This is a genomic window from Caloramator proteoclasticus DSM 10124 (assembly GCF_900129265.1).
Taxonomy (GTDB): domain Bacteria; phylum Bacillota; class Clostridia; order Clostridiales; family Caloramatoraceae; genus Thermobrachium; species Thermobrachium proteoclasticum.
Map to the genome: position 1 here is coordinate 1 of NZ_FQVG01000021.1, position 11,755 is coordinate 11,755.

Here is an 11,755-nt window from a genome sequence, read left to right on the forward strand (position 1 = left end):
TTTAATATTGTTATATTATTTATTGCTTCACGTGAAGAATTATTTATTCTTTTTATAGTTTCTTTTATCTTCTTTTTACTTAATTTAAACGCTTTGTTTTCTTCCTTATATATGCTTGTTTCCCTTAAATTACCTCCGTTCCTGCTAAATACCCTTAGCTTTGCCATTATTTTTAATCCTTCTTTGCTCCATCCTAATGGCCTACTGCTTAACCTTGCTGATAATACATGGCTTATATGTCCTTCTGCACTACATCCAATTACATCCTCTTCTTTATATATTACTATCCCTTCCCAATTGTTTAATATATATCTTCTTGCTTCTTTTATTCTCTCTTTTTCAACTTTAGTTTCTGCTACACTTAATAACTCCTTAAATATTTCCCTTATTGCCTTCTTATCCCCTTCATTTATCGCTTCCCATATCTTTACTCTGTATTTTTCTCTCTTTGCAGTCCCTCTTATCACGTATTTGTTTAAGTGATATCTGTCTAACACAAACTTCGCTTTTGGAACCCATCCTATTCCTTCCTTTATCCACCTTGCCCCGTCTCCTGCTATGTATATCTTTTCTATGCTCTCTATTTCATAATTGTCATACACATAATTAGCTACATCTATCCATATTTCTTCCGATTCTGCTCCAACATATGTTTTGTAATATACATTCTTTAATTCATTTCTCCCATTTTTGCTTTGCCTTCCTTCATGTATATATACAAGCCTTGGCATCTCCTTTTTCCCATCCTGCAATGCAACATGATCCTCATCTGCCTCTATGTATAACACCCTTACTTTCCTCTTCTCTTCTACTTCCCTCTTTACTTCTACTTCCCCTACCTGCCTTATTGCATTTAAAACTGTCTGCCTACTTAGTTTCTCAGGGCATGTTATCTTGCTGCTTTCTTCGTACGACATGTTTATTGCATTCTCTACCAGCTTTATCTTTACTTCCTTATCTACCTTCTCATGTTTACTTATGCCTACTATTTCATCAAGCAAATACCTATATTCCCCTGTCTTCTTAGACTTGTAATAGGTCCTTTTATATTCAATCATTCCAAGCATTGTTACTATCGACTTCTTAGCTTTCCTCTCTACTATCCATTCCTTTTTCCTTTTTTCGTCCTTCTTTATCGTTTCATCTATATTTTCTAAAACATTCTTAACTATATTTATTCCGAGTCTATCTGTTGCCTCCTTAACTTCTGCAACAAGTGCTGTAATATTAAACTCCTTTTCTATCATTTTTTCTAATTTTTTCATCATCACAGTAGTGAAATCTAAAGCAAATTGTAGTATAATATTATCCATAAAGAGACACCCCTTTCGTATTTGGTTTAGTTTTTTTCAATTCTAATTTTATCACAAGGGGTTGTCTCTTTTAAATTTTTTCTCCTTTTTCGTCCTACAATAATTTTACACTATGATATAAAAATTTTGTCAAATCAATAGAAAAATGATAATACTTTTATCCCTTCTATGATGCCTCATTAGTTAAAATTAAATCTTTTATCTGTCTTGGTTCAAATTTTGGTACTTCATATTTCTTAATAAATTTCAAAGTAGCTTCAAAATCCTTTAATAAGTCCAAACCATTTTCTATTAATTCTCGTTTTAATAATTCATTAAAATAGTTCATATAAGAAAAATAGTCCTTTCTTTCCTTTGAAAATTCACTATAACTCTGTTTACAAAGTTCTATTACTTCTCTACATAGATAAAGATTGCAGGGATGTGGGCGAAGTCTATAATCTATTTTGCACCCATTTTCTTGCCAAAATGGACATAGCCTAAAAAATAGTTTTTTATCAAAATCAATATCTTCATCTATATCCATATTATTAAATCCATACTCATCAAAGTAACCTCTAACCTCTAAATAGAAACTACTTATATATACATTCTCCAATGTTTTTAGTCCCTTTATAAAATCCTCTCTTCCCATCGATAGGATATTTTTAATATCCATTAATGTGTATTTAGGATAATACCAACAACATCCCCTATTTTTATTTATAAATGATTTAGATTCTATAAATCCTTCGCACTTTCCACATAGGCTGCATCTAAACAGAGGTATATTATCTTCAAAATGATATGTTAACATAGAACCCCTCCTCAAAAATACTTAATTTTAACAAAAAACAAAAGCACTTTTGAGATTTACCCAATAAATTAAATGATTTTTCATAATTTTTAATTATTTTAAAAATTGATTATATTTGTTAAAATTGGTTATAATATTAATGTAATGCAGGTATAGCTCAATGGCAGAGCTCCAGCTTCCCAAGCTGGCTATGCGGGTTCGATTCCCGTTACCTGCTCCATTTTATTTTTTGAGCTCTGCCACAACTATAAGCCTCTGTTTATTACTATATAGAGGATGACAAGTTATAAGTGTGACAAGTGACTTACCCTTAGTCGGATTCAAAACCTCCACCTTATCGGGAGTTACAATCTTCTTTTCAATTACATTAAAATAAAATTCACCATCTTTAGTTTTTATCTTTATTTCGTCTCCAACTTCAAGCTCATCAAGCCTATGAAAAAATCCTCCTGTATAATGAGCTCTGTGCCCTGCAATGCAGTAATTACTACTATCTACTCCTAAGGGGCCTGTACCTTCAATATGTCCTGCGGCATTTCTTAAACTTTCCTCTGTGGCACCCTCTACAATAGGTATTATTAAATCAATTTTAGGTATTTCAAGTACCCCAATAGGATTTTTTGCATTATACCTATTATCCTTCTTTACATTATTTTTTTCCAAATCATTTGCAGCTATAGAACTTTTTACTCCCAAAGCAGTTTCAATCAGAGCCTGTCTTTCTTTATAGGCTATATAGTTTACAACCCCTGTAAAAATTAATATTGAAATACCTAATGTAATTAAAAAAATTCCAAACTTTTTCATCTGCTTCCCCCTTAGAATATGCTTAAATCAAGTTCCCTTGAAAGCTCCTCCAAAACCTTTAATCCTGCTATGCTATTTCCCTTTTTATTTAAAGCAGGACCAAATACACCTATTCCCATTCTGTTTGGAACAGCAGCAAGTATACCCCCACCAACTCCACTTTTACCAGGTATTCCAACCTTTACTGCAAATTCACCTGACTCATCATACATTCCACAAGTAACCATTATAGTTTTTACTATTCTTGCATAATGGGCCGGAATTATTCTTTCTCCACTCCAGGGTAAAAGTCCATTATTTGCAAGCATTGCTGCTATTCGTGCAATATCTTTGCAGGTAACCTCCATAGAACACTGCATAAAATATGCATCCAATATATCTTCAACATCACCATCTATAACACCTGTACTTTTCATATAATAGGCAAGGGCTCTGTTTCTATGCCCCGTCTCCTTTTCCGACTTAAAAACATCATAGTTTATATTTATATCCTTATTTCCTGTTATTCTTCTTGTAAACTTTAATATCCTTTCAATCTTTTTCTCACTACTTTCACCATAGATTAATGAAGTTGTTGCAATTGCTCCTGAATTTATCATTGGATTTAATGGCTTTTGTGGATTTCTTGTTTCAAGTGAACTTATTGAATTAAATGTATCTGCAGTAGGTTCCATATCTATTTTTTCAAATAATTTTTCAGGTCCATTATCCAAAAGAGCAAGCATTAATGTTACAACCTTTGATATACTCTGCATTGTAAACTTTACATTATAATCTCCCTCACCATACTCTTCACCATCTAATGTCACCACATATATTCCTAAGTGATTTTTATCTGCCTTAGATAGTTCAGGGATATAGGTAGCTACTTCACCCTCTTTAGTATATTTCCTGTTGTGATTGATAATTGATGAAAGTAAAATCTGCATACTCATTCCTCCATATCGCCTCAATTTTATATATCATATATGTCGCTGCAAGTAAATCTGCACATCCTCCAGGACTTATATTCCTTTCTTTAAATTTTCTATCCAAATTTTCAATATAATCTACTCCCTCTTTTGTTGCCATTCCTCCAAGTTCTAATGCAATTTTAGAATGTTTTTTTACAAAATTTAATCCCTCAATTGAAGTACGATGCACAACCGTTGTATCATCAACTACTGTCATAAGAGAAAGTAGAGTATTAACAAGCGTATCATTAATACTTAACCTTTTATTATATTTTTCAAATGTTGGAAGTGCATAATCTATAATTGACTTAAGTCCTCCCTCAACTTCACCACGAATACCAGTCAAACCATATTTTTTATAAATTCTCTGTCCGTTTGTCATTCCCTTTTTTTCATCGTAATTATTAAGTTCTCTCTCCACAATCCCCTCTGTAATTTCACTAACAATTTTAGATATTGAAATTCTATTAATAGCTTTATTTTCTCTAAACAAGACTCCACATCCTGCACATATAACACCAAGCAAAAAAATTAATCCTTTATGCGTATTTACACCATCAGTTGCATAAAACATATCCTTTTCGGCTATAAGTCCAATTGGTCTTAGTTTATCTAAAATATTTTCACTATATATGATTCCTATATTTATAAATTCAGAAAAATAGGGTGCAATATAAGATGCACTCTTCATAAAGGTTACATAACTCATATCCTTATGTGAACCATTAGAAAAGGGCGTTACAAGCCCTGGTTTGGGATGTGTTGAAACTTCAAGCAAAGTTGCCTCTAATGCAATCTGAGATATTTTCTTTATAAATGTATCTCTATTTGTCATACCTGTCTCCATATTCCTTTATCATTGTATTAACTTTTTCTAAAACCTCTTCTACACTATGTCTCTTTTTAACTATACACTCCCTTACAGCATTTCCACATACAATACATTTTCTTTCCTGTATATTAAAATCACCTCTACTTAAAGGCACCCCATCTTTATTATATATATCGACATCAAATATTCTTCCTAAAGGATGTTCAGTCTCAATTTTTATACTTCTTTTTTTAACTTCTATTATTGGTAAATCTATTATTAAAAGCAGGCTGTCTCCATCATAGCCTGATAATTTTTTTTCAACTTTAATCTTTCCATCAAACTCTTTATAAATTTCCTGTCTTAATACACTAAAAGCCATTTTAGCACATTCAGTATTTTTGTTTTTGCCAGGATAATTAATTTTGGCACAAAGAACTGTTCCTAAATTTAATTCTATTAATTTTAATGTCTCCTCATATCTTCTTTCTCTATCCTCTAAAATCCCTATCAATGTGGTAAATCTCTCCTTTTTATATTCTCTATTATCCTTTTACCCTCTTCTGTTTTTAGAAAGTCATAGGTTATCTGTGGTACTAATTTTTCTACTTCATTAAGTTTATCTTCCTTCAATAGGCTTCTAACGATTGATGCACTAACTGCCCTTCCGTCCTTTATTAGTCTTTCTACTAAGCAGACTTCTACTCCATAATTTGGTAATATATTCAGCATAGTTTTATTATATTCATTTGTTACATCACAGTAGGGTTCTGTACCTACATATCTTCTATTTATATTAAAAATCTTTGCAATATACATACCAAAAATTGTTGCATCAAGTTTAGTATATATGCTTAATTTATCATCCTTTTTTCTTAAAAAATACGATGGAAAAGTATTGGATGAAATAATATATCTTCCACCCTTTATAACAGTAACATTTTTTAAATGCCTACATCCAAGCTTCACTAAGTTAAATCTTATATCCGTTGGGAAGGCTGATCTGTCCTCCTCAACTACAAATACAATAACCTCTTGATTTTCCTTTGCTGCTCTTTCAATTAAATAAAGATGACCAAGTGTAAAAGGATTACAGTTCACAACAAGAGCAGCCCTTTTTTTACTCACATCAATTCCACTTGCCTTTAGCATATTTAAAAGATACCTATTTACATCTGATGTACCCCCCTCAAGAAGCACAACAGAATCAGCCCTTGCAACCTCTTTAAAGCCTAAGGACTTAAAAATTTGTACATTTTTTTCTAACGTAAAAACAAAATACTCATATATTCCCTTATCAAACATTCTGTTTTGTATTTTTGTGATAAGAGAGGAGGCAAGCCCCTCCCCCCTGTATTCTTCCTTTATTCCAAAACATTTAATTACATTTTTTGAATAGGAACAGGTTCCTATAATCTCTCCATCTTCAAAACAACATAAAGTTTCATCAACATCCTTCTCAAGTTCTAATCCAATGCCCTTTAAAAATTCATCTACCAGATGTTTTTCAAAATCCATCAAAAATCTAAATTCCATAATATCATTCCTTTACTTTTCTAACTACATCTATTACAGTACCATCTCTATATTCCACAACAGCCACAACCTTATCATCAAACTCTATCTTTTCTGGAGTCCCCACCATATTTTCCGCAAGTTTTTTAAGTTCTTCTATTGTCATTATTGGTAAATTTGTTTCCTTTAATTTTTCTAATAAATCCTGTCTTCTTGGATTTACTGCTATTCCTCTTTCGGTGACTATTACATCGACAGTTTCTCCTGGAGTTGTAACTGTTGTAACCTTATCAACTACAATTGGAAGTCTTCCCTTTAAGAGCTTTGTAACAACTATTGCAAGCTTTGAACCTGCAGCAGTATCACTATGTCCTCCTGAACCTCCCATTATAACTCCATCAGAACCAGTTGTTACATTCACATTAAAATTAACATCTATTTCAGTAGCACCAAGTATCATTACATCCAATCTGTTAACAACTGCACCCTTATTGTGTGGATTTCCATAAAGCGATGCAGACATACCTTGGTGTGCAACATTTCTTCTATAGGATTCAACCGCCTTTAAGTCAAAACACTGAACGTCAAATAATGCCTCAAATAAACCTTCTTCAAACATATCTACTATATAGCCTGTAATTCCACCGGCTGCAAAGCTACCCTTTATACCGTTTTTCTTCATTACATCCCTTACATACTTTGCAACAGCAAGTGATATACCACCTGCACCAGTTTGGAATGAAAAGCCATCCTTTAGAAGCCCTGAAGCTTCAATAACCTCAGTTGCCATCTTTGCTATCTTAAGTCCAACTGGGTCCTTTGTTATCTTTGTTGTTCCTGAAACTATTCCTTTAGGATCACCTATTGAATCCACCTTAACTATATAATCTACATATTCTTGGCTTATTTCTATAGGACAAGCAGGGTAAGCAACTAAGTTATCTGTTATTGCAACAACCCTTCCTGCATACATTGCATCTGGTATTGCATATCCTAAACTTCCACAGGCTGAAGGTCCATAAACACCGTTTATATTACCATATTCATCGCAGGTTGGAGCTGCAATAAAGGCTATATCTATCTTTAAATCGCCTGATTCTATTGCCCTTGCTCTTCCTCCGTGGGTATGCATAATTGCAGGATATTTTAAAAGTCCCCTTGATACTGCCTCTGCAACAGGTCCAGACATATAATTTGCATATATACCTGTAACCACTCCATTTTTAATATGTTCAACAAGTGGTGCGTGAACAGGGAATATGGAACTTGCCGCAACCCTTATGTCCTTTATCCCCATCTTTGCTATTTCATCCATCACCATATTAAGAACATAGTCACCGTTTCTTAAATGATGATGGAAGGAAACTGTCATACCGTCCTTTATTTCACATTTTATAAGTGCCTCTTTTATAGATTCAACAAGTTTTACATCAGAAGGTGCAACACATTTAACAGAGACTTGTTTTTTGCTCTTTATACCAAGATTGTTGAAGGCTCCACTAAAGGGCTTAACCTCTCCATAGCCTTCTATGTACTCTGGTAAAACTCTTCCTAAAATATTTTCCATAAAATCACTCCCTTATGATACCTGCAAGTTTAGCTTTTAGTATAATGTTTTCTGCCCTTTGAATTATTGGTGCATCTACCATCTTTCCATCAAGTGAGAAAACACCCTTACCTTCCTTTAGTGCCTCCTCCTTAGCCTTTAAAACCCTCTTTGCATACATTATCTCTTCCATAGAAGGTGAGAATACCTCGTGTATATAATCAATCTGTCTTGGGTTTATTGCTGCTTTTCCCGTCATACCTATTGCCTTTGCCCTCTTTGTATCTTCTATTAAACCTTCAACATCATTTACATCTGCAAAGGGAGTATCTATTGCATCTATCTTATACGCTTTACATATTGAAGCTACCCTGTTTCTTGCATAGAATATTTCATTTCCCTCTCTTGTTCTTTTTATTCCCATATCCGCTGTTAAATCCTCTGCACCAAGAAGAACTCCTATATTTCTCTTTGATGCAAGAATTGTTTCTCTTATGTTTTCAAGTCCAATTGCAGTCTCTACAAGAGGGAAAAGCTTAATTGAACCTAATTTAAATCCCTCTTCTCTTTCTATTATAGAGAGAATTTCATCAATCTCTTCAATATCATCACTTGTAGCCTTTGGTACTAATATTGCATCGGGTTTTACCCTTGCAATAACATTTAAATCATCATATCCAAAATCACTTTGGATAGAATTTATTCTAACAACCACTTCACATCCTGAAAAGTCGAGAGTTGATAGAGCATTTCTAACAAGCATTCTTGCTGCATCCTTTTCATCTATTGAGACAGCATCCTCTAAATCCAATATAACGCTATCTGCTCCAAGTATCGAAGCATTTTGTATCATACCAGGATTATTACCTGGCATAAAAAGCATTGTTCTTCTTAGTTTCATTCTTAACACCTCGCTACATTGCTCTTCTTATTGCAGTTTCAACTCGTGCCTTAATCGTATAATCAAGGGCCCCTCTATCCTTTGCAATAATTTTAGCATTTTCAACATTAAGCTCCTTTAAGGTTTCCTCTATTACTTCCCTTATCCTTTTACCAAATTGTTTAATAACTATGCTCTCAAGCTCTATTTCATTTCCATTTTCATTAGGAAAAACCATAACAAATATGTCGTTTGATTCTAAACTTCCTGCCTTTGCTGGATTATTAATCTTCATACTATCACCTACTCAATAGATTTTTTATATTCCTGCTGTCCTATTTCATAGTAATTATTTCCCTCTGCATCAATAACAACTATTAAAGGTAAATCCTCAACATATAGCCTTCTTATAGCCTCTGCTCCTAAGTCTTCGTAGGCTACAAGCTCTGATTCCTTTACACATTTTGCAGTTAATGCTGCAGCTCCACCTATTGCTGCAAAATAAACTGCTCTATTCTTCTTCATTGATTCTACTACCTCTAAACTTCTTTTTCCCTTACCTATCATCCCCTTTAATCCCTTGTCTAAAAGAGCAGGGGTATATGGATCCATTCTATAGCTTGTAGTTGGTCCTGCTGAACCTATTGGCATACCCTCCTTTGCTGGAGTTGGCCCAACATAATAAATTATTTGCCCCTCTACATCAAAGGGCAAGTCTTCTCCCTTTTCAATAAGTTCAACAAGTCTTTTATGTGCTGCATCACGTGCAGTATAAATATATCCTGTCAGAAGTACACTATCCCCAGCTTTTAAATTTTCTATACATTCATTTGTTAATGGCGTTGTAATTTTCTTTTGCATTTTACCCCTCCTAAATAATGGCCTCTTTATGTCTTGTAGCGTGACAGTTTATATTAACAGCAACTGGTAGGCCAGCAATATGAGTTGCATAAACTTCAATATTTACACCAAGACAAGTTGTTAATCCTCCAAATCCCTGTGGCCCTATTCCAAGCTTATTTATCTCATCCAAAATTTCCTTTTCTAACTTTGCATAATAGGGATTTTTATTTTCCTCATCTATACTTCTTAAAAGTGCCTTTTTAGCAAGAAAAGCTGCCTTTTCAAAAGTTCCTCCTATTCCTATTCCAACTACAATAGGTGGACAAGGATTAGGCCCTGCTTCCTTAACTGTCTCAAGTACAAACCTTTTAACACCTTCAACACCATCAGCTGGCTTTAACATTTTTAGTCTACTCATATTTTCGCTTCCAAATCCCTTTGGTGCAACTGTAATCTTTATCTTGTCTCCTGGGACTATGTTGTAGTGTACTATAGCTGGAGTATTATCCTTTGTGTTTACTCTATCAAGCGGATCCTTTACAACAGACTTTCTTAGATATCCTTCAATATATCCCTGCCTTACACCTTCATTTATTGCATCTTCTATATTTCCACCAACTATGTGTACATCCTGACCTATTTCCATAAAAACAACCGCCATACCCGTATCTTGGCACATTGGCATTTGTTCCTTCTCTGCTATCTCACTGTTATTTATTAATATATCGAGTATTTCTTTTCCAAGCTTTGAAGTTTCCTTCTCTTTAAATTCATAAAATTTATTTTTTATATCATCACCTAAATAATAATTTGCATCCATACATAGTTTCTTTATTATCTCTGTTATTTTTGAAACGTGAACCTCTCTCATATTACTCCTCCTAAATGTTTAATAGGGCTACTCTCAAAACCATCTATTTGTAAGTTTTGGTGCCACGAACTACCGTGACACCAAAACTAAAAACAATGCCATTAACATTTTAAAAATCGTTTTGAGATTGCCCTTTATATTACTTTGTTATTGCCGCTTCTCTTTTTAAATTAATTCTTTCTCTTGCCTTTGCTAAAGTTATTACTCTATTCATTTCGTTGTACACTATCATAAATCCTTCGTCAACACCCATACCTGGTTTTGCAAGACATTGATCAGCACCACAAGCTATTGCAATATTTGTACAGATTTGTGCTGAACGATCTGTTTCATTACAAGTTCCACCACAGTAAGCTCCAACACCGTGTTTCTTACAATATAAGATTGATTCAACTATGTTGTTTATACCACCTAAGTCTGGAGTTTTTATTTGGATCATATCCGCCGCTTCTTCATCTACAAATAGTTTAATATCCTCCCAAGTATTACACCATTCATCTGCCACAAGTTCAACACCTATATTTCTCTTCTTTAATTCTTGTCTTAGTTCCTTTAACGCCTTAAGTTGTCCTTCTCTGTTTTCAACATCCATTGGTCCTTCTATTCTTAATTTAAATGGAGCTGCTACCTTTTCAAGTTCTCCAAGGTATTCTGCCATCTTTTGCGTATCGTTATTGAAGGCAATACCTATTGTTCCATAAACGTCTATGTGTAGAATTGGTGTATATCCTTCTTCTGCTCTTAAATGCTTTATTCTATCTCTTAACCAAGCCACATACTCCTTTAGAAGTTCTCCATTTCTTCCAAGCTTTTCATCAACATTGTTTATAAGGCCGTGTGGAAGAACATCTGCACCTTTTATAATCATCTTATCTACATTATTGTATCTGTCATCACCTGATTGAGTAAATATTGGAACTCTCTTCATTTCTCCCTTTATGTTGTATTCTTCCTTTATAACCTCTGCCATTGTTAACTTTCTTACCTTTGATACTGCATCAAGTATTGCTTGTGTTACACCATATCTTATTGCAGTATGAAGTCTCTTTCCGTTAACCTCCATTGAGTCTATTTCTTCTGCAAGTTCTTTAAATCTTGTTACTTCTCTGCCTATTAACTTTGGAGCTATTTCCTTTTCAATAACTGGTATAAAATCCTCTGCTAAGAATAATGGGTCTCTTCCACCTGCACCTGAGTATTGAACAGCTGCACAGTCTCCATATGCAATTTGACCATCCTCAAGTATTAACATTACTGAAATTGATTCTCCTGCTTGTCTTATCTTCTTAAATCCTTCTGTTACTGGTTCTCCAACATAAGTAAATCCATCGTGTTTTGCTCCCTTTTTGATTGCTCTTTGGTCATCAAAGAAGAATCCTGTTCTACCTGCTGAACAAATTACATCTATTATTCTCATATT

Annotated in this window: 13 protein-coding genes and 1 tRNA gene; 1 reads left to right on the forward strand and 13 read right to left on the reverse strand. The window is 33.8% G+C overall.

The features are described from left to right. Together BUB63_RS06245 and BUB63_RS06250 are read right to left on the reverse strand one after the other, a co-directional pair. Positions 1-1,313: ISLre2 family transposase (locus BUB63_RS06245; protein WP_073248502.1), on the reverse strand; the 1,313-nt coding region annotated here is incomplete at its 3' end. A gap of 166 nt (positions 1,314-1,479) precedes the next feature. Further along, the gene (locus BUB63_RS06250) at positions 1,480-2,109 is read right to left on the reverse strand and encodes a hypothetical protein (RefSeq protein WP_073248504.1); all 630 of its coding nucleotides are present in this window, start codon (positions 2,107-2,109) and stop codon (positions 1,480-1,482) included. A gap of 146 nt (positions 2,110-2,255) precedes the next feature. On the opposite strand from BUB63_RS06250, the gene BUB63_RS06255 reads away from it, so the two are divergent. Beyond that, positions 2,256-2,329, forward strand: a tRNA-Gly gene (locus BUB63_RS06255). A gap of 2 nt (positions 2,330-2,331) precedes the next feature. Here BUB63_RS06255 and BUB63_RS06260 read toward each other — a convergent pair. From BUB63_RS06260 to BUB63_RS06310, 11 genes are all read right to left on the reverse strand, one after another. Continuing rightward, the gene (locus BUB63_RS06260; protein WP_073248506.1) at positions 2,332-2,916 is read right to left on the reverse strand and encodes a class D sortase; all 585 of its coding nucleotides are present in this window, start codon (positions 2,914-2,916) and stop codon (positions 2,332-2,334) included. Between the two features lie 11 nt (positions 2,917-2,927). After that, complete coding sequence (gene glsA, locus BUB63_RS06265) at positions 2,928-3,845, reverse strand: glutaminase A (protein ID WP_073248508.1); 918 nt, start codon at positions 3,843-3,845, stop codon at positions 2,928-2,930. Further along, positions 3,796-4,704 (reverse strand): triphosphoribosyl-dephospho-CoA synthase CitG, encoded by a 909-nt coding sequence (citG, locus tag BUB63_RS06270; RefSeq protein ID WP_073248511.1) that lies wholly within the window; start codon positions 4,702-4,704, stop codon positions 3,796-3,798. Before citG ends, glsA begins: the two co-directional genes overlap by 50 nt. After that, positions 4,694-5,194 carry a citrate lyase holo-[acyl-carrier protein] synthase gene (citX, locus tag BUB63_RS06275; RefSeq protein ID WP_073248513.1) on the reverse strand — a complete coding sequence of 167 codons (501 nt, stop codon included), beginning with the start codon at positions 5,192-5,194 and terminating at the stop codon, positions 4,694-4,696. Before citX ends, citG begins: the two co-directional genes overlap by 11 nt. Continuing rightward, complete coding sequence (gene citC / locus BUB63_RS06280) at positions 5,191-6,216, reverse strand: [citrate (pro-3S)-lyase] ligase (protein ID WP_073248515.1); 1,026 nt, start codon at positions 6,214-6,216, stop codon at positions 5,191-5,193. Before citC ends, citX begins: the two co-directional genes overlap by 4 nt. Positions 6,217-6,220: 4 nt before the next feature. Continuing rightward, entirely contained in the window at positions 6,221-7,762 is a 1,542-nt protein-coding gene (gene citF / locus BUB63_RS06285) for a citrate lyase subunit alpha (RefSeq protein WP_073248517.1), read from the reverse strand. A 4-nt stretch (positions 7,763-7,766) separates the two neighbouring features. Then, positions 7,767-8,642 carry an HpcH/HpaI aldolase/citrate lyase family protein gene (locus BUB63_RS06290; RefSeq protein ID WP_073248519.1) on the reverse strand — a complete coding sequence of 292 codons (876 nt, stop codon included), beginning with the start codon at positions 8,640-8,642 and terminating at the stop codon, positions 7,767-7,769. A 13-nt stretch (positions 8,643-8,655) separates the two neighbouring features. Continuing rightward, positions 8,656-8,916, reverse strand: a complete 261-nt coding sequence (citD, locus tag BUB63_RS06295; protein WP_027307737.1) for a citrate lyase acyl carrier protein — start codon at positions 8,914-8,916, stop codon at positions 8,656-8,658. A gap of 8 nt (positions 8,917-8,924) precedes the next feature. Further along, positions 8,925-9,482, reverse strand: coding sequence for a Fe-S-containing hydro-lyase (locus BUB63_RS06300; RefSeq protein WP_027307736.1), 558 nt, complete (start codon positions 9,480-9,482; stop codon positions 8,925-8,927). A gap of 10 nt (positions 9,483-9,492) precedes the next feature. Beyond that, positions 9,493-10,335 (reverse strand): fumarate hydratase, encoded by an 843-nt coding sequence (locus BUB63_RS06305; protein WP_027307735.1) that lies wholly within the window; start codon positions 10,333-10,335, stop codon positions 9,493-9,495. A 139-nt stretch (positions 10,336-10,474) separates the two neighbouring features. Next, positions 10,475-11,752, reverse strand: a complete 1,278-nt coding sequence (locus tag BUB63_RS06310; RefSeq protein ID WP_073248521.1) for a methylaspartate ammonia-lyase — start codon at positions 11,750-11,752, stop codon at positions 10,475-10,477. Positions 11,753-11,755: the final 3 nt, after the last annotated feature.

Bases quoted from the DNA above. Each gene is read 5' to 3' on its own strand.
- citG (WP_073248511.1), bottom strand. From the start codon at position 4,704: ATGACAAATAGAGATACATTTATAAAGAAAATATCTCAGATTGCATTA.
- glsA (WP_073248508.1), bottom strand. From the start codon at position 3,845: ATGCAGATTTTACTTTCATCAATTATCAATCACAACAGGAAATATACT.
- citD (WP_027307737.1), bottom strand. From the start codon at position 8,916: ATGAAGATTAATAATCCAGCAAAGGCAGGAAGTTTAGAATCAAACGAC.
- BUB63_RS06305 (WP_027307735.1), bottom strand. From the start codon at position 10,335: ATGAGAGAGGTTCACGTTTCAAAAATAACAGAGATAATAAAGAAACTA.
- BUB63_RS06260 (WP_073248506.1), bottom strand. From the start codon at position 2,916: ATGAAAAAGTTTGGAATTTTTTTAATTACATTAGGTATTTCAATATTA.
- BUB63_RS06300 (WP_027307736.1), bottom strand. From the start codon at position 9,482: ATGCAAAAGAAAATTACAACGCCATTAACAAATGAATGTATAGAAAAT.
- citF (WP_073248517.1), bottom strand. From the start codon at position 7,762: ATGGAAAATATTTTAGGAAGAGTTTTACCAGAGTACATAGAAGGCTAT.
- BUB63_RS06310 (WP_073248521.1), bottom strand. From the start codon at position 11,752: ATGAGAATAATAGATGTAATTTGTTCAGCAGGTAGAACAGGATTCTTC.
- BUB63_RS06250 (WP_073248504.1), bottom strand. From the start codon at position 2,109: ATGTTAACATATCATTTTGAAGATAATATACCTCTGTTTAGATGCAGC.
- BUB63_RS06290 (WP_073248519.1), bottom strand. From the start codon at position 8,642: ATGAAACTAAGAAGAACAATGCTTTTTATGCCAGGTAATAATCCTGGT.
- citC (WP_073248515.1), bottom strand. From the start codon at position 6,216: ATGGAATTTAGATTTTTGATGGATTTTGAAAAACATCTGGTAGATGAA.